Origin of the sequence: Shewanella sp. SM21, assembly GCF_025654335.1 — a bacterium.
In the GTDB taxonomy this organism is placed as follows: domain Bacteria; phylum Pseudomonadota; class Gammaproteobacteria; order Enterobacterales; family Shewanellaceae; genus Shewanella; species Shewanella oncorhynchi.
Genome location: NZ_JAKKRL010000005.1, coordinates 1 through 17,168, shown reverse-complemented (window position 1 = coordinate 17,168; position 17,168 = coordinate 1). Strand labels below are relative to the sequence as shown.

14 protein-coding genes are annotated in these 17,168 nt (G+C 47.1%); 2 read left to right on the top strand and 12 right to left on the bottom strand.

Annotated features, from left to right (window positions below):
• Window positions 1-318 precede the first annotated feature (318 nt).
• From L5L94_RS07750 to L5L94_RS07695, 12 genes are all read right to left on the bottom strand, one after another.
• The gene (locus L5L94_RS07750; RefSeq protein ID WP_263162682.1) at window positions 319-1,302 is read right to left on the bottom strand and encodes a formate dehydrogenase subunit gamma; all 984 of its coding nucleotides are present in this window, start codon (window positions 1,300-1,302) and stop codon (window positions 319-321) included.
• A gap of 79 nt (window positions 1,303-1,381) precedes the next feature.
• Window positions 1,382-1,951, bottom strand: a complete 570-nt coding sequence (gene fdh3B / locus L5L94_RS07745) for a formate dehydrogenase FDH3 subunit beta (protein ID WP_105250558.1) — start codon at window positions 1,949-1,951, stop codon at window positions 1,382-1,384.
• Window positions 1,952-1,980: 29 nt separating this feature from the next.
• Window positions 1,981-4,833 carry a molybdopterin-dependent oxidoreductase gene (locus tag L5L94_RS07740; RefSeq protein ID WP_263162299.1) on the bottom strand — a complete coding sequence of 951 codons (2,853 nt, stop codon included), beginning with the start codon at window positions 4,831-4,833 and terminating at the stop codon, window positions 1,981-1,983.
• A gap of 17 nt (window positions 4,834-4,850) precedes the next feature.
• Window positions 4,851-5,051, bottom strand: coding sequence for a twin-arginine translocation signal domain-containing protein (locus tag L5L94_RS07735; protein ID WP_105250556.1), 201 nt, complete (start codon window positions 5,049-5,051; stop codon window positions 4,851-4,853).
• A gap of 396 nt (window positions 5,052-5,447) precedes the next feature.
• The gene (locus L5L94_RS07730; RefSeq protein ID WP_113940318.1) at window positions 5,448-6,476 is read right to left on the bottom strand and encodes a formate dehydrogenase subunit gamma; all 1,029 of its coding nucleotides are present in this window, start codon (window positions 6,474-6,476) and stop codon (window positions 5,448-5,450) included.
• Between the two features lie 49 nt (window positions 6,477-6,525).
• Window positions 6,526-7,122: a formate dehydrogenase FDH3 subunit beta gene (gene fdh3B, locus L5L94_RS07725; protein ID WP_006083566.1), complete on the bottom strand. Its 597-nt coding sequence runs from the start codon at window positions 7,120-7,122 to the stop codon at window positions 6,526-6,528.
• Window positions 7,123-7,148: 26 nt separating this feature from the next.
• Entirely contained in the window at window positions 7,149-10,001 is a 2,853-nt protein-coding gene (locus L5L94_RS07720) for a formate dehydrogenase subunit alpha (RefSeq protein ID WP_113940319.1), read from the bottom strand.
• Between the two features lie 24 nt (window positions 10,002-10,025).
• On the bottom strand, window positions 10,026-10,217 hold the full coding sequence (locus L5L94_RS07715; RefSeq protein WP_113940320.1) for a twin-arginine translocation signal domain-containing protein: 192 nt from the start codon (window positions 10,215-10,217) through the stop codon (window positions 10,026-10,028).
• A 177-nt stretch (window positions 10,218-10,394) separates the two neighbouring features.
• The gene (locus L5L94_RS07710; RefSeq protein WP_113940321.1) at window positions 10,395-11,072 is read right to left on the bottom strand and encodes a molecular chaperone; all 678 of its coding nucleotides are present in this window, start codon (window positions 11,070-11,072) and stop codon (window positions 10,395-10,397) included.
• 10 nt (window positions 11,073-11,082) lie between these two features.
• Window positions 11,083-12,744 (bottom strand): 4Fe-4S binding protein, encoded by a 1,662-nt coding sequence (locus tag L5L94_RS07705; protein WP_263162680.1) that lies wholly within the window; start codon window positions 12,742-12,744, stop codon window positions 11,083-11,085.
• A 185-nt stretch (window positions 12,745-12,929) separates the two neighbouring features.
• Window positions 12,930-13,607 carry a DUF3306 domain-containing protein gene (locus tag L5L94_RS07700; protein ID WP_263162295.1) on the bottom strand — a complete coding sequence of 226 codons (678 nt, stop codon included), beginning with the start codon at window positions 13,605-13,607 and terminating at the stop codon, window positions 12,930-12,932.
• Window positions 13,607-14,071 carry a DUF3305 domain-containing protein gene (locus tag L5L94_RS07695; RefSeq protein ID WP_105250549.1) on the bottom strand — a complete coding sequence of 155 codons (465 nt, stop codon included), beginning with the start codon at window positions 14,069-14,071 and terminating at the stop codon, window positions 13,607-13,609. The genes L5L94_RS07700 and L5L94_RS07695 overlap by 1 nt, the downstream gene beginning before the upstream one ends.
• 337 nt (window positions 14,072-14,408) lie before the next feature.
• On the opposite strand from L5L94_RS07695, the gene L5L94_RS07690 reads away from it, so the two are divergent.
• On the top strand, window positions 14,409-15,281 hold the full coding sequence (locus L5L94_RS07690) for a formate dehydrogenase accessory sulfurtransferase FdhD (RefSeq protein ID WP_113940335.1): 873 nt from the start codon (window positions 14,409-14,411) through the stop codon (window positions 15,279-15,281).
• Window positions 15,282-15,350: 69 nt separating this feature from the next.
• On the top strand, window positions 15,351-16,256 hold the full coding sequence (locus tag L5L94_RS07685; RefSeq protein ID WP_006083558.1) for a helix-turn-helix transcriptional regulator: 906 nt from the start codon (window positions 15,351-15,353) through the stop codon (window positions 16,254-16,256).
• Window positions 16,257-17,168 lie beyond the last annotated feature (912 nt).

Here is a 17,168-nt window from a genome sequence, read left to right as displayed (position 1 = left end):
TTGTTTTATTGGTGTTGCATCTGGTTGGTTGCTAAGTTACGAAATGTTGTGTTGTTTAAATTCAACTTTTATCTAGATGATTGTTTTTATTATTAAATAACTATGATACATGCAATTTTTTTACAGTGATTTAGCATTTAAATTGGTCTTTGTGATCTCGTACTCAAATGCTACAAATGATTCAAAATGTAATTCAGACATATACTTAAAGCCGATGACTCATGCTGAAATAAAAGCCCCCGCCAGTAGTGATTGACGGGGGCTCTACGTTTGCTAGTGGCTAAGTATTTTTTGAATACCTACAACTAGATTTCAGTCTTATTCTTTATATTTAAGCGTGCCGTTGGCTTTGATTTCATCAAACCATAGGTTGTGATGTTGGCTTGCCCAGTTTTCATCACAGTAGCCTGACACCATACATTCCATACCACCTTCTGACATCACAGTTGCCATGAAGATGTGTACGATAGAGAAAGCACAGATCACGATAGCGCTCACTGAATGCAGTACCAGGGCGATCAAGCTTAATGTACGGCTTGGCTCGAACAGGTTAGGGAAGAGTAATAACATGCCCGAGGCTGAAATGATTAATCCAAACAGGACAAATGCCCAGAACCACATTTTCTCACCCGCGTTAGCAAAACCTGCATCTGGGTGCTTACCTTTGAACGGACCAAAGTTAATGTAACCGCCTACTACCATGAACCACTTTACGTCGTACATTTTTGGCAGCTGGTTTTTCGCCCATAGGGTGGTCATCAATGCCCAACCTATCATGAAGGGAATCGCCATCACGTCATGGATTTGCTTCGCGCCATAGACGATTGCTTCCCAGATGCCTTCACCCAACCAAGGTTGGAAGAAGAAGCGACCCGCCAGCAAGGTTAAGCCTGTTAAAATCAACAGTAAGCATGGAATCGCGCCTAACCAGTGGATTGAAACATCAAACTTAGACCAGCGATGCACTAACTTGCCTGAAAAACCATGGTGCAGCTTGGAGATGCCATTCACCTTGATAAATAGGACAAAGATAATGATCATACCGAATAGTGCTGCCATTAAGGCGGGCGCTAACCAGTCGCTACGCAGCGCTAATACCCGTAAATCGTAGGTATTGATCGGCTGAGCATGAAACTCACTTTGGGAGGTAGTGTATCCCGTGGCACCATCCTTCAGTTGCGCCCAAATTTGGGCATCAGACTGTTGAACTTGATTCGCCAGTTCATCACCACCATTGGCTATACACACAGCACTAAATAACAGTGCTATGGCGAAACCTATGTGTTTGAACCATTTGTTCATCATACATCCTCTCTCACTTAGTCGCGCCCACCTAGATAGGCGCTAAGCTAAGTCTGTGGACAGATCCTGTTGACCTGAATTAATTCCAAGCCGCGTTTTTAGCACCACGATAAGCCACACGCTCACGGAAGATGCTTGAAACCACTTCGGCATCCCCCGCTAACAGGGCTTTAGTGGCACACAGTTCTGCACACATAGGCAGTTTGCCTTCGGCAATACGGTTTGAACCGTATTTTTGGCGTTCTGCATCTGAGTGGTTTTCTTCTGGGCCACCGGCACAGAAGGTACATTTATCCATCTTACCGCGGCTACCAAAGGCACCTTTTTTCGGGAACTGAGGTGCGCCAAATGGACAGGCGTACAGGCAGTAACCGCAACCAATACAGGCATCTTTGTCGTGTAGCACTATGCCGTCGTCGGTTCTGTAGAAGCAGTTTGCTGGGCAAACCGCCATACAAGGTGCATCTGAGCAATGCATACAGGCGACAGAGATTGAGGCTTCACCACGTTGACCATCGTTGATTGTCACTACGCGGCGGCGTTGGATCCCCCACTCGAGAGCGGAGTCGTTTTCGTTTTTACAGGCAGTGACACAACCGTTACATTCGATGCAGCGCTTGGTATCACACAAAAATTTCATTGTAGCCATAATGGCAATTCTCCTAGCTTAAGCTGCACTTACGCTTTAACAATCTGACAGAGTGATGCCTTGGTTTCCTGCATTTGTGTCACAGGGTCATAACCATAGGTCAGCGCAGTGTTACAAGATTCACCAATAACGTAAGGCACTGTTCCCTCTGGATAATTAGGCGCTAAACTTTCTCCGTGCATCACACCCGCAAAGTGGTATGGCATAAAGGTAACGCCGGGTTTTACCCTTGGGGTAACCATGGCTTGCACCTTAATACGGCCACCTTCGGCGCCTTCTAACCAGACGTCTTCACCGTTACGAATGCCGCGATCGGCAGCGTCGGCAGGGCTTATCTCAACGAACATTTCCTGTTGAAGTTCAGCCAGCCAAGGGTTGGAGCGAGATTCTTCACCACCACCTTCGTATTCAACCAGACGACCCGATGTCAGTACCAACGGGTACTTGCCGCTCATGTCTTTGTCTTGGATAGACTTATACAGCGTAGGGAGACGGTGTACTTGCATGTCGTCATAGGTTGGGTATTTTGCCACTAAGTCACGACGTGCTGTGTATAACGGTTCACGGTGTACAGGGACTTGGTCAGGGAAAGTCCATACAATACAACGAGCTTTAGCATTACCAAAGGGGATACAACCGTGCTTGATTGCCACGCGCACTATGCCGCCTGACAAATCTGTTTTCCAGTTTTTACCTTCGGCTTCCGCTTTTTCTTCCGCCGTCAGATCATCCCACCAACCCAATTGTTTGAGCATATCGGCAGTAAATTCTGGGTAACCGTCTTGAATTTCAGCGCCTTTAGAATAAGTGCCATCGGCTAAAATGCTTTGACCCTTATATTCAACACCGTAACGGGCACGGAAGTTACCACCGCCGTCTTTAACGTGTTTGGCTTGGTTATAGAGGATCTGAGTGCCAGGGTGTTTAGCCTCTGGCGTGCCCCAACATGGCCAAGGTAAACCGTAGGTTTCGCCTTTAGCTGGGCCGCCTGCGGCTTCCAACGTCTTGTTGCTGAAAGTGCCCCAGTTTTGGGTGTGTAACTTGATACGCTCAGGGCTTTGACCTGTCATACCGATAGTCCACATACCGCGGTTGATTTCACGGGTGATTTCTTCAATCACAGGTAAACCATTTTCAATCGCGATGCGTTTAGTGTACTGCTCGGCAATACCCAGTTTTTGGGCTAAACGGTACATGATTTCGATGTCGGTTTTAGACTCGAACAGTGGCTCGATGACTTGCTCACGCCACTGGATAGAACGGCCTGAGTTAGATACTGAACCGTGAGTCTCAAACTGAGTTGCCGCAGGCAGCAGATATACGCCATTCTTACGACGGTGCATAACACCTGCCATCGTTGGGAATGGGTCGACAACGACGACTGTGTCCATCTTGTCTAAGGCATCACGCACTTCACGCTGACGGGTTTCAGTGTTGACCGATTGTCCCCAGAAAAACGCCATACGGATATTATCTTTCTGCGCTAACTTGCTCTTATCTTCTAACACACCATCGTGCCAACGAGAACAAGGGATACCCGGTGTCGTCATTGGATCTTTGCCAAGGTAGGCTGTTTGATCGAAACGACCTTTCACCCATTCCATGTCCAGATCCCAAACATGGGTCCAGTGACTCCATGCTGCAGAGGTCAAACCGTAGTAACCGGGTAAGTTATCAAATAACAAACCTAAGTCAGTTGCGCCTTGTACGTTATCGTGGCCACGGAAAATGTTAGTGCCGCCACCTGAAACGCCCATGTTGCCCAGTGCTAATTGCAGAATACAATAAGCGCGAGTGTTGGCATTACCCACGTGGTGTTGAGTTCCACCCATACACCAAATCACAGTGCCAGGACGGTTATCAGCCATTAATTTAGCCGCTTGATAAACCTCGGCTTCGCTCACGCCAGTGATGTTTTCGACTTCTTTAGGTGGGAACTTCTTCACTTCAGCACGGATACTTTCCATCTCGAAAACGCGGTGCTTGATAAAGGTTTTATCTTCCCAACCATTTTCAAAAATGTGCCATAACATACCGTAAATAAACGGAATATCAGTGCCTGGGCGAATTGCACAATGCAAGTCTGAATGCGCTGCAGTGCGAGAGAAACGTGGGTCAACGACGATGATTTTGGCGTTGTTTCTTTCTTTAGCGATCAGAATATGTTGCATCGAAACGGGATGCGCTTCTGCTGGGTTTGCCCCGATCAGGAAGATGGCATGAGCATTCTGGATATCGTTGAAAGAGTTTGTTTGCGCACCGTAGCCCCAAGTGTTAGCAACACCGGCTACAGTGGTAGAGTGACAAATACGAGCTGAATGGTCGACGTTGTTTGTGCCCCACATAGCCGCCAATTTGCGGTACATGTAACAACCTTCGTTAGAAAACTTAGCGCTACCCATGAAGTACACTGAGTCTGGGCCAGATTCTTTACGAATGTTGAGCATTTGGTCGCCCACTTCGTTAATAGCATCTTCCCAAGAGATTTTTTTCCACTTGCCATCAACCAATTTCATTGGATATTTCAGGCGTTTTTCACCATGACCATGCTCACGCAGTGCAGCACCTTTCGCGCAGTGACCACCAGCGTTGAATGGATGGTCGAATGCGGGTTCTTGGCCCGTCCACACACCATTTTGTACTTCGGCATACAGGCCACAACCGACGGCGCAGGCACTACAAATAGTACGTTTGATTTCGATTGGCGCATCATGCGGCACTTCTTTGGCTTCGACACGACGCATCATGCCTGTGCCCATCAGAGATGCTGCGGCAATACCACCAGTAGCGATACCTGCGTGCTTCATAAATTGACGACGGCTGATGCCTAACGCCGGTTTGTCTGCCACTGTGGCAACATTGGACTTGCGAGTTAACTTCATCGCTGACTTCTCCTAGATTAGCTGCGCAAGCTATCGTAATAGCTGCTGATATGCGCAGTTTCGTGGTAACCCTTTGACTCTTTAGTGGTTACCTTGCTGCTCTCGCTGACCTGTGCCACGCTCATGCCGGTTGCGGCAATGGCGGCACCCGCTACGCTGCCGACGGTGAGCGCTTTGAGCAAAGATCGGCGAGATAAATCGCTGGGTTGCTGCTTCATGCTGACTCCTGAAATTAGGGTTTAGTTTTTGAGATCGCACGGCTTTTTGTGGGGTTCATCTTGTTATCAAAAAGTGAAGATTAGCGGCGGAAAAGATAATGAAATCATCTTGTTTACCATCAATCATCGCGCGTGACGGCAATATAGTAGGAAAGGGTTGAGTAGGAATTGATCTAGGACAGTTTGCAGCCCTGAAATCTGCGGCCGTTCTCTTAAAGCGTTAACTCGCTCATAGTTTAGTGAACTACTGGGGAGGATGGCGTTGGCGGATTTTTGTATCTCGCTGTTTCAGTTGTTAATTTTTTGTGCTTTTGAATTAATGCGATGGGTATCAGTGCGAATAAAAAACACCCCGCGATGCGGGGTGTTTTGAGGATGTAAAAGCTGCGGTTTAACTTAGTCTTTATACTTTAAGCTGCCGTTGGCTTTGATTTCGTCATACCAGAGATTATGGTGCTGGATTGCCCAGTTTTCATCACAATAGCCTGACTTCATACACTCCATACCGCCTTCGCTCAGTACGGTCGCCATCCAAATATGCACTATAGTAAAGGCAATCAAGATAATGGCGCTGATAGAGTGGATCAGCAGCGCGCCCATAGAGGCTTCGCGGGGTAAATCCAAGCCTGGCAATACCAACATGATGCCAGATACGCTGATGAATAAACCAAACAACATCAGGGTCCAGAACCACATTTTTTCACCGGCGTTAGCGAAACCACTGTCAGGGTGCTTACCTTTGAACGGGCCAAAGTTGATATAACCACCTACCACTAAAAACCATTTCAAATCATACATCTTGAAGGTTTGTAACGGCATCCATTTCACCACACATACAGCCCAAGCCGCGATAAAAATGGGACCTGCCCAATCGTGGATTGTTTTGCTGCCATAGATCAATGGCGCCCAAAGGTCGGGGCCTAACATTGGCTGTATGACATGCTTACCTAACATTATGGTTAGACCGGTAAACATCAGTGCCAGACAGCTGCTCGCCATGATCCAATGGATCCACAGATCCGCCTTGGACCAGCGCGAAACCATCTTGCCTGAAAAGCCATGACTCAGTTTTGATGGACCATTCACCAGATAAAACAATAAGAAAGCACCAAACACACCTACCACGGCTAGCGCCATTACGGGGGTTAAGTATTCATTTCTCAGTTCTTTACCTTGGTTACCGGCAACGTTAATCAACACCCCAGTATCTATCCCTTTCGCAGTGGTATAGCCGGCATCGCCTGCTTTTACCGCTCGCCAAAGATCGGCATCGCTGGTTTGCGCTTTCGCCTGTTGTTGACTCGATTGCTGATCACTTGCGTGTACTGGGTTTGAGCTCATGACTGAACCTAATCCCAATCCCATGACGAGCACCAACAGAGCAAACAGACTGCGCAGTGATTTGTTTAACTGTTTGTTTAACATTTTCACTCCTTGCCAGAGGTTAGGGATTTCTCCCTAACCCTCGCTCTGCTTAGTTAATCTCACCTGTCTTGGGGTTGTAACCCCAAATCACGTTAGGATTGCCTCGAGAGGCCATACGTTGACGGTAAATGTTTGACACCACTTCCGCATCACCTGCGAGCAGCGCTTTAGTAGAACAAAGCTCAGCACACATAGGTAACTTGCCCTCAGCAATACGGTTAGCACCGTATTTTTTACGCTCAGCTTCGGAGAAGGTTTCTTCTGGGCCACCGGCACAGAAAGTACACTTGTCCATCTTGCCACGACTACCAAAGGCAGTCTTTTTCGGGAATTGCGGTGCACCAAATGGACAAGCATAGAAGCAATAACCACAACCGATACAAGTATCTTTGTTGTGCAGCACTATGCCGTCTTCGGTACGGTAGAAACAATCTGCCGGACATACGGCCATGCAGGGAGCGTCAGTACAGTGCATACATGCCACTGAGATTGAGGCTTCGCCAGGTAGACCATCGTTGATCGTCACCACGCGGCGACGTTGAATTCCCCACTCGAGAGCGGAGTCGTTTTCGTTCTTACATGCAGTGACGCAACCGTTACACTCGATGCAGCGCTTGGTGTCACACAGAAATTTCATGACTGCCATAATGGCTTATCTCCTCATCAAGTAGGTTAGGCTTTGCTGATTTGGCATAGGCTGGACTTAGTTTCTTGCATCTGAGTCACAACGTCGTAGCCATAAGTTAAAATGGTGTTTGCAGATTCGCCTATCACGTAAGGCACTGTGCCTTCTGGATAGTTTTTCGCTAGGCTTTCGCCTTCAAACACCCCAGCAAAGTGGTATGGCATAAAACATTCACCGGCAATAACGCGCGGTGTCACCATAGCCTTAACCGTGATTTTGGCGCCTTCTGGACCATGAACAAAAACATTGTCACCGTCGCGAATACCGCGATCCGCTGCATCTGCAGGGTTCATTTCGATGAACATTTCTTGTTGTAGTTCAGCTAACCAAGGGTTAGAACGGGATTCTTCACCACCACCTTCATATTCCACTAGGCGGCCTGATGTGAGTGCCAATGGGAAGTCTTTAGCAAAATCCTTGTCTTGAATTGACTTATACAGTGTCGGTAAACGAGCAACCATACGATCTTCGTAGGTGGGGTATTTAGCGACTAAGTCACGACGAGGCGTGTAAAGTGGTTCGCGGTGGCGTGGAATATCGTCTGGGAATGTCCATACAATACAACGAGCTTTAGCGTTACCGTAAGGGATACAGCCGTGCTTGATAGCAACACGTTGGATACCGCCGGAAATGTCAGTTTTCCAGTTTTTGCCTTCGGCGTGTTTTTTCTCGTTTTCGGTCAGGTCATCCCACCAACCTAATTGCTTAAGCATATCGGCGGTAAATTCAGGATAGCCATCTTGGATCTCACTGCCTTTAGAGTAAGTACCTTCGGCAAGAATATTATTGCCTTCATGTTCCACACCATAGCGAGCACGGAAGTTACCGCCACCGTCTTTCACATGTTTGGCTTCGTTATACAGAATTTGGGTACCAGGATGTTTCATCTCTGGTGTGCCCCAACAAGGCCAAGGTAAGCCGTAGGTTTCGCCTTTGGCAGGACCACCGGGGGCTTCTAAGCTGTCAGCATCAAAAGTACCCCAGTTTTCTTGGTGCATTTTTAAACGCTCTGGGCTTTGTCCGGTATAACCGATAGTCCACATACCTGTGTTAAATTCGCGGGTGATATCTTCAATCAAAGGCTCTTCACCATTGACTTTAATATGCTTGAATAGCTCTTTATCTATACCCACTTTTTTGGCGAGTTTGTACATGATCACATGATCAGGCAGGGATTCGAACAGGGGTTCTATGACCTTAGAACGCCATTGTACTGAGCGGTTAGTCGCAGAGATTGAACCGTAGGTTTCAAACTGGGTTGCCGCAGGAAGTAAATAAACCCCATCTTGACGTTGGTGCATAACACCCGCCATGGTTGGGAATGGATCGACAACGACGACGGTGTCCATTTTGTTTAAGGCTTCACGCACTTCACGGCCACGGGTTTCAGTGTTGACCGATTGTCCCCAGAAGAACGCCAGACGAATATTGTCTTTTTGCGCTATCTTGGTTTTATCTTCTAACACGCCATCGTGCCATCGCGAACAAGGAATACCCGCAGAGGTTTGCGGTTTTTGTCCTAGATATTCGCCTTGATCGAAACGGCTCGCTACCCAATTAGGGTCGAGATCCCACACATTATTCCAATGGGCCCAAGCGCCAGTCGTTAAACCGTAGTAACCCGGTAAGTTATCAAATAACAAACCAAAGTCGGTTGCGCCTTGCACGTTATCATGGCCACGGAAAATGTTAGTGCCGCCGCCAGGTACACCCATGTTGCCCAGTGCTAACTGTAAAAGACAGTAGGAGCGAGTGTTCGAGTTACCCACGTGGTGCTGAGTTCCACCCATACACCAAATAATGGTGCCGGGTTTGGTTTCAGCCATCATTTTGGCGACGCGGTACATCTGCGCCTTTGGTACACCCGCAACTAACTCAACTTCTTCAGGGGTATACTTCTTCACTTCCTCGCGGATACGATCCATGCCATAGACACGGTGTTTGATAAACTCTTTATCTTCCCAGCCGTTTTCAAATATGTGCCATAACAGGCCATAAATGAAGGGGATGTCTGTGCCAGGACGGATATGCACGTACTCGTCAGATTTCGCTGCAGTACGGGTGAAACGTGGATCAACAACGATGATTTTGGCACCGCGTTCTTTACCAATCAAAATATGCTGCATGGCAACAGGATGCGCTTCACTGGGGTTTGCCCCAATAAACATGATGCACTTAGAGTTGCGAATATCGTTGATTGAGTTGGTTTGCGCACCGTAGCCCCAAGTGTTAGCAACACCGGCTACCGTGGTAGAGTGACAAATACGGGCAGAATGGTCGACGTTGTTCGTACCCCACAATGCCGCAAATTTGCGATATAAATAAGCTTGTTCGTTAGAGAACTTAGCGCTACCCATAAAGTAGACTGAATCTGGGCCTGACTCTTGACGAATTGAAGCCATTTTATCGCCGACTTCATTAATCGCTTGATCCCAAGAGATCTTTTTCCATTTTCCGCCTTCTAACTTCATGGGGTATTTCAGGCGTTTTTCGCCGTGACCATGTTCACGCAGTGCAGCACCTTTCGCGCAGTGACCGCCAGCGTTGAACGGGTGATCGAATGCGGGTTCTTGACCCGTCCATACACCATTTTGTACTTCTGCATACACACCACAACCTACGGCACAGTGAGAACAGATGGTACGTTTGACTTCGGTGGGAACATTGTGGCCAATATCTTCTTGGGCCTGTGCTTTACGCATCATGCCTGTGCCCAGCATGGACGCCGCAGCGATCCCTCCTGTGGCAAGACTTGCCGATTTTAAGAATTGACGACGATTGAGACCCAGTGCTGGCGCTTTAGCTTCGACAACCTGGTCTGTTTTGCGGGTTAATCGCATCACACACTCTCCTCTATTTTAGTTTTAAAGCGACGCATAATAGCTACGAATATGGTCGGTTTCGCGGTAGTTCTCACTTTTAGGCTCTGTGGTTGCTGCCGTTTTTGTCGAAGCTAACGCTTGACTACTCACAGTGACCACTGCGCCTGCCGCACTGCCGAGTGCCAATGCTTTAAGCAATTGACGACGGCCCATGTCGGAAGCTGGCTTCTTCATAGTGTCTCCTTGTGTTACTGGATAAGGTGGTACAAACGGCTACCACCTCGGTTATTGTGGAAGCCTAAGCTTCCGTTATTGTTGCTAAGGTGAACATTAATCTCACCTTCGTAGTTTGAACTCATCTCTAACATTTACATTTAGCACGCACATGCCGCGCTATCACTCAGTTTAGTCTTAGTTCATTAACTCTACTGGTTTTGCTAAATCGCTGGTGGCTGGCTGTAAGTCTGCGCTGCCTGGGCAATTGACTGGAATATCTAAGCTTAATTGCTCAAAAGCACTGGCTTCCATTGCAAAAAAAGCTTTTGCTAGCTGTGCAACCGTGGCGTAAAACGCCGCACTTGGCGCTTTGGCTAAATTGTCGCAAAAACGGCCAATCCAGCTGCCGATATGGCGTTGGTAAAAAGCCAATTGGCGATAACTTGGCGCTTCTAAAATCAGGGTTCCCATCACTTCACACAGGGCTGCAACGTGATCTTCGGGTTCCTTGACGTTGTCTTCGCGTTCAAACCCTAGTTGCATTAAGTCTTGGCGTAGCAATGCCAGTGGTTTATCCATCAATGAGCCCGTCATAAACCAGCTGCCGTAGGGCAGGATCTCACCGCAACCTACACCGAGGAAGAGGGCAAAATACTCGTCTTCTAGTTGTGCGCTGTTGAACTGCTGTGCGGCGAGTTGGAGTGATAACCAAGCTTTAGTCATCTCGTTGTCTTCATTGGCATCAATTTCAAGATTGGCCAAAAAGTGTAGCAGTTCAGGGCTTGGCTGACGGCGCAATAGGGCGGCTAACAGTTGATAGATATCGGCTCTCAACTGATCGTTTTCTGAAACTTGTCTTACTGATTCGGTCATAGCGGATCTCTTATCGCAGTTGCTTTTCAGGATCTTGAAGAATGTCTTCAAACATGTCTTTTACCCGGCAGTCGCCACACATTTTCAAGCGTTCAATATTGGCAGAAAATGCGCTGTGCGCGCCGACCATATCCAGCATCCGATGCACCATAGATTGGGTCGCAAAAGGAGAGCCGCAGCGAATACATTCGAAGGGGGCTTCTTCTTTCAGGGTGTGTTGTTGCTGACGGGCAGCTTTATCAAAGTTAATTTGTGGCGTAAGGCTTATCACTTTTTCAGGACACGCTGCCTCACATAAACCGCATTGCACGCAGTTTTGTTCGATGAAGTGTAGTGCAGGTTTGTCGCCACCATCTTGTAATGCCATCGTGGGACAAATTGCCACGCAGGACATACACATAGTGCACTTTTCTACATTCACACTGACTTTGCCAAAGGGAATATTGTTGAGGCTAAGGCAAGTATCGATTTCACCCGCTTGGCTATTGAGGTGATCTATCGCTTCAAATAGCGTGTTGCGTTTAGTGGTCGAGGCAAATGCAGCGGGCACGATCACGGGCCAATCTAAGCTGATATCGAGCATCGAATCTAAATCGGCAAGCATGCTCGGGTCGATGAGGCTAATGCGTTGTGGCTGGCCCATTTCATCTAAAATGCTATTGGCTAACGACAGTTCGCCTTTAAGCATTTGCGTTAGGGTTGGCGCTGTTGCATCGGTGTTGAGGATCAGCACTTGGCGCGCGCCCCAAGCGAGAACTGACAACCAATGATCTACGCTAGCAACGGTAATTTCTTCGAGGGCAACGGGGAGGATGTCGCCTGCTAAATCGTCGCTAATAAAGTTGGCGCCGACGGCATTATCGTGGAACAAGATCACTGGTGCGGTTTGTGCTTGCTCGCGGAAACGGCTAACGACTTTGTTCAGGTATGAATGCAAAGCTTGCGGCGTTGGTAAATCGTAACTGATAGCACCCGTTGGGCAAGCGCTGGTACAACTGCCTGCGCCGTGGCAAAGATATGGATCGATTTCAATTTTCTTTGCGACACTGCTGATCGCATCTGCTGGGCAGAAGTTGAGGCAACGATTACAGCCATTGATGCCATTGCGGTCGTGGGCACAAATATCTGGGTTAATTTTGACGTAGCGCGGTTTATCGAATTGGCCGATGAGATCGGGAATTTGCGCAAGGGCATCTTCGAGTTTTTCAGCGTCTTGGCCTACGTGAAAATAGCCGGGTGGCAGCATTTCTAAGTTCAAACAAGCTGCGCTGCTCAAATCGAGCACGATATCGAAATGGGGTTTACGGATTGACACTAAACTGAGTTCGGTAGCCCCATCTTGATGTTCAACACTGACTTGAAATTGGCCTAAAAAGCCTTTTACGCCAATGAGTTTGTTGTAATAGCTTTCGACATCAGTTGCCGCCGCCATAACACGTTCTAGGTGCGCTTCATCTTGGCTGGTAATGGCTTCATTGGCTAAAATCACCCGATGGGCCATAGTGGACAATTTGTCCGCGGCGAGGCGAGCCAGATCTTCTGGGCCAATAATAAGAACATTGCCTTCGGTGGTATAGCTGACAGTTGGCGGGATCAGATTCTGCAACATCTGAGTTTGCGTTAATACCTGTTGTCGCGCTTGTTTTAACGCTTCTTGGGTTTGATTGGTCATCAAATAAGTGCTCACATTGCGTTCCTGAACAGTACTTTGGCTGTTTCTTGTTTTACTGTATCTGGGCAGATTTAGGCGGCTGGTAATAAGTAAGTCATTGCCTTTTCTGCTTTTATCTAAGCTTTTTACTTAGTACAGCAATTCACATACCAAAGTTACGGACATTAAAATTAGCTAAACTGACGTTAAACAACTCGGGTATGTGCCTGAGCTAAGGGCTCTGGTGCATTTTGGGGTAGGTCATCAGTCTCCCCATCCAAATTGTCCGTTATCGGCTCAACTGCCCATTCGATTTCGACTTCATTAGTCTCATGAGTTGTTGTTTCGCTTACATCAAGACTCACGGATGGATTGCTTTCTTCAGTTTGTTTGGCTAAAGCAGCTGATTCTTCATCCGAGGTCTCGCTGTCTTCGGCTATGTAACGGAAGACTTTTTGCATCAATTCAGCTGAGACTTCTGCACTGAGTTTCGGTTGATTACTGTAATCGAGTGCATATTCCAAAAGCCCATCTATCTCGTTGAAATGCGGTTGTTTCCACAATGCACGTAGCGCTGCTGATTTAGCCGCAGGGTCAACATTAGCACCCATAAAACTCGCAAAGCTGCCGCCTATTTCAATTTCGTCGGGATTGGGTAAATCCGCTGCAGTGAGGATGCGATTAGGATCGTCATGCTCTGTAGTATTAGGTTCAATGGCTGACTCTGTGGGTTGAAGCTGCTCAACTGCCATAGTGGGCTCGGCTACGATGGTCTCCTGAGGTGTGATTTCCCCGTCAGCTCGCGCTTCCTCTGCTGCAACTTGTTCGCGCCGTTGGTTCCAGCGACTCAGTAGCCCGCCTGTTTTTTGTATGGATTCAGCCATTAGTCCCTCCGCAATGGATCGTGACTTGGGCCTTGATTATTACGGCCATCGACATGTTTACGGCGATGAGCGGCAATTTCGACTTCACCATATTGGGTGATAAAGGCTTCAATCCAACAAGCGATAGCTTTTGGCATCAATAAGTTGAGGACAGGGGTATTGCCCTCAAGACAACCCGCCGCGACATTCTGATCCGCCGATAATGCCGCCGGTATCCAAGTGCCATCGGCCGTTTCATCACATACTAAATACAGCATGGCGTTATCTAAATCGAGATTGAGGCGATAGCTGGCGCGTTCGTCTTTGTGCAGTTCGAGTAGCACTAAGGTTGCATCGTCTGGGGCTTGATGGGTGGCGGGAAGTAGGTGATCAATTTCCCATTGTACTGAGGTCCAGCGGCCAACTTGCTTCTCTACTTTCTTGAGTGAAACGTACATAGGCCAAACACTAGTTGTATGTTGCATTGTCTCTCCGTCTCAGCCGTGTTGATGGACAAACCGTAGAGTGAACGGTTCGGTTTTACCAACAAATTGCGATAAAAGGTCACTGCAATATTGGTGCCAGTAAACATAGTGGATTAGTTTGAGCTAGATCATCAAAAACACCCTATAAATTGGACATTTTGTCCAGTACAGGATTTTGTTTGGGACATAAAAGGGCTAATGAAAAATCAGCATTGCGGCAGATCACGCATTTAACCCCAATTTTTATGTCTAGGTATAAATATTGCTATGCTCTGGCCATGACTCGTTAAGCGGTAACATTATGATCTCTGAAAATATCACTATTCCTGATAACAACATGAGCACAGATAGCGAAATAGCGGCAGCCAATCCTTCTCAAAAAACTCAGCATCAGTGTTCTTTTGTGAGAACTCAAGTGGAAGTACCGCTAACCATTGCTGTAAAAGCAGTGAATGAAGCCGGGGAAGTGTTGGATAAATTTGTCGCCTGCGAACGTCCGCTTACCGTGTATTTGAACTGGCGACCAATAGTGACACTTATGACCCTAGGGGCGAAACCTGAGTCACTGGCGTTAGGTTATCTTAAGAACCAAGGCTTTATTTCGGATGTCAGTCTATTGGACTCGGTTATTGTCGATTGGGATGTGAGTTCTGCAGCCGTGGTTACCCGTGAACAAACCGCCGATCTGGATGAGAAACTCTCCGAAAAAACGGTGACATCAGGCTGTGGTCAAGGCACGGTTTATGGCAGTTTTATGCAAGATTTAGACGGCATCAATTTACCAACGCCAAGTCTTAAGCAAAGCACCCTTTATAGCTTATTGAAAAATATCAACGAATATAATGAAACCTATAAAAATGCGGGTGCTGTACACGGTTGTGGCTTGTGCGAAGACGATAAAATTATGGCTTTCGTCGAGGATGTTGGCCGTCATAATGCCGTAGATACTTTGGCTGGGGATATGTGGCTGACTCAGGATCGCGGCGATAATAAGATATTTTATACCACTGGCCGCTTAACTTCGGAAATGGTGATTAAAGTCGCCAAAATGGGGATCCCTATTTTGCTATCACGCAGTGGCGTGACTCAGATGGGCTTAGCACTAGCGCAGCAGTTGGGTATTACTATTATTGCCCGCGCCAAAGGTCGTCACTTTTTGGTGTACCACGGTAGTGAAAATCTGCAGTTTGATGCCAATACGGCTCCTTAGCCCCAAGTTAGCCAAGACAGTAATGCTAAAACTTACATGCAGTAACGAAGAATAAGACAAGGAAACAAGATGACGTCTGCCAGTGAATTGGTCTACATGAGCGCGAAGCAAGTGGCCGAGTATTTAGATCTTAATGAGAAAAAAGTCTACGCCATGGCTAATGACAGAATTCTCCCCGCCACTAAAATCACCGGTAAATGGCTATTTCCGAAAGTGTTAATCGACCGTTGGGTAATGGATTCTTGCCACAGTGGCATGCTGACCGACCGTTTATTGATCACTGGTAGTGACGATCCACTATTATCTATGCTGGTGGCGCGTTTGATGGCGCAAGTTGGTAGCCGTGAGTTGATAAGCTACAGCGCAACAGGTTCACGCTTAGGGTTAGAGTTGCTTGCTAAAGGTTATGCCGATGTGTGCACCTTACACTGGGGTAGCATGGAGGATAGAAATATTCGCCACCCAGCTTTACTTAAAGGTTATAACAATCATCAGCAATGGATCATGGTGCATGGTTACTCCCGTCAGCAAGGGTTGATCATGCGTGCCGATATGCACCACAGATGCCAAGAAGAAGATAAAGTCGTGAACTTGCCTTGGCGTTGGGTGAGTCGTCAGGGGGGCGCAGGTAGCCAACAGCACTTAGAGCATTGGTTGTTAAAGCAAGGTGCTCGCTTAGATCAACTTAATGTCGTGCTAACTGCCTATAGTGAACGCGAGTTGGCGGGTTATATCGCTAGGGGGGATGCCGATATTGGTTTTGGTTGTCAATCTGTGGCTTTGGAAAGTGGTTTAAGTTTCGTGCCGCTGATTAAAGAGTCTTTCGATTTCGTTATGCCGCAAAGTATTTACTTCCGTCGTCAACTTCAACAACTTTTTACTATGTTGGCGAGCGGTCACTCGAGGCAAATGGCGGCACTACTTGGTGGCTATGATCTTACAGACTGTGGACAACTGCTATGGAGTGCGAGCTAATCCACTCAACTCGATAATGGATTAAGGTGAATAGAGTTGAATGGTCTCTGAACTACTTATTACTGCTACTACATGCTGATATCTAATGTAGTCAGCTACTAACGAATAAGTATCAAAGAGACCCTCTTTCTATTGCGGATTACGTCGTTTCGACTTTCTATGGTGGGTTGGTGGGAGGCAACTACTATATATAGGTAAAGTATCTTTATCGCCAAATACACTCAGAGTGTCATCTTCTTCTGTTGTTCCCCGTCATTCTCCCATTAACGACTCTATATAAAAGTGGAGGTGAGATATTCCGGTTCGAGCAGCCGTTATTCTCATTTAAATCTGATAGCATTCATGCTCATGATCCCTTTGTCTTGATACTGTACGCTGGCAATCAATTAGGCCAAATTACAGATAAAGCGCTATTTTGTGGATAACTTTGGGGGTAAGTGGTGTGTATCTTGTGGCTAGATTAGATAATTAGAATTAACTGCAAATTTCCTTAAAATAGGGGTTGCACAAAATTCTCTGCTGCCTATAATGCGCATCCACTGACACGGCAGACAGCGAAAGCAGGCTGACGAGTTAGGTTGAATTGAGTAGCTTTTAAGCACTTAATTCAAGCGCAGCAAGAAGTTGTAAAAAACTCCTTGACGCGAAACGGGAAATGCGTAGAATACGCAGCCCTAGCCAACTGGAAGCGTTCGGCGCTCAGTGTGGTACTCAAGTTCTATTACGAATATTGAGTTGCTCTTTAACAAGATAAAACAAGAAATCTGTGTGGACACTCACAGGTGTTGAGTTAATCGAAACTGCTTAACCTTCGGGTTGGCAGTCAAAAATTTAAATCAATGTAACAATGAGTGTTCATAGCAATATGTACAGTTTGTTTCTTTAGTTAGAAACAAAAAATCAGAATTCATT

What these genes read in the sequence shown, in the direction of transcription:
- fdh3B (WP_105250558.1), bottom strand. Translation starts at nt 1,951, where the DNA reads ATGGCTACAATGAAATTTTTGTGTGATACCAAGCGCTGCATCGAATGT.
- L5L94_RS07715 (WP_113940320.1), bottom strand. Translation starts at nt 10,217, where the DNA reads ATGAAGAAGCCAGCTTCCGACATGGGCCGTCGTCAATTGCTTAAAGCA.
- L5L94_RS07700 (WP_263162295.1), bottom strand. Translation starts at nt 13,607, where the DNA reads ATGGCTGAATCCATACAAAAAACAGGCGGGCTACTGAGTCGCTGGAAC.
- L5L94_RS07735 (WP_105250556.1), bottom strand. Translation starts at nt 5,051, where the DNA reads ATGAAGCAGCAACCCAGCGATTTATCTCGCCGATCTTTGCTCAAAGCG.
- fdh3B (WP_006083566.1), bottom strand. Translation starts at nt 7,122, where the DNA reads ATGGCAGTCATGAAATTTCTGTGTGACACCAAGCGCTGCATCGAGTGT.
- L5L94_RS07695 (WP_105250549.1), bottom strand. Translation starts at nt 14,071, where the DNA reads ATGCAACATACAACTAGTGTTTGGCCTATGTACGTTTCACTCAAGAAA.
- L5L94_RS07750 (WP_263162682.1), bottom strand. Translation starts at nt 1,302, where the DNA reads ATGAACAAATGGTTCAAACACATAGGTTTCGCCATAGCACTGTTATTT.
- L5L94_RS07730 (WP_113940318.1), bottom strand. Translation starts at nt 6,476, where the DNA reads ATGTTAAACAAACAGTTAAACAAATCACTGCGCAGTCTGTTTGCTCTG.
- L5L94_RS07710 (WP_113940321.1), bottom strand. Translation starts at nt 11,072, where the DNA reads ATGACCGAATCAGTAAGACAAGTTTCAGAAAACGATCAGTTGAGAGCC.
- L5L94_RS07690 (WP_113940335.1), top strand. Translation starts at nt 14,409, where the DNA reads ATGAGCACAGATAGCGAAATAGCGGCAGCCAATCCTTCTCAAAAAACT.
- L5L94_RS07685 (WP_006083558.1), top strand. Translation starts at nt 15,351, where the DNA reads ATGACGTCTGCCAGTGAATTGGTCTACATGAGCGCGAAGCAAGTGGCC.
- L5L94_RS07705 (WP_263162680.1), bottom strand. Translation starts at nt 12,744, where the DNA reads ATGACCAATCAAACCCAAGAAGCGTTAAAACAAGCGCGACAACAGGTA.
- L5L94_RS07720 (WP_113940319.1), bottom strand. Translation starts at nt 10,001, where the DNA reads ATGCGATTAACCCGCAAAACAGACCAGGTTGTCGAAGCTAAAGCGCCA.
- L5L94_RS07740 (WP_263162299.1), bottom strand. Translation starts at nt 4,833, where the DNA reads ATGAAGTTAACTCGCAAGTCCAATGTTGCCACAGTGGCAGACAAACCG.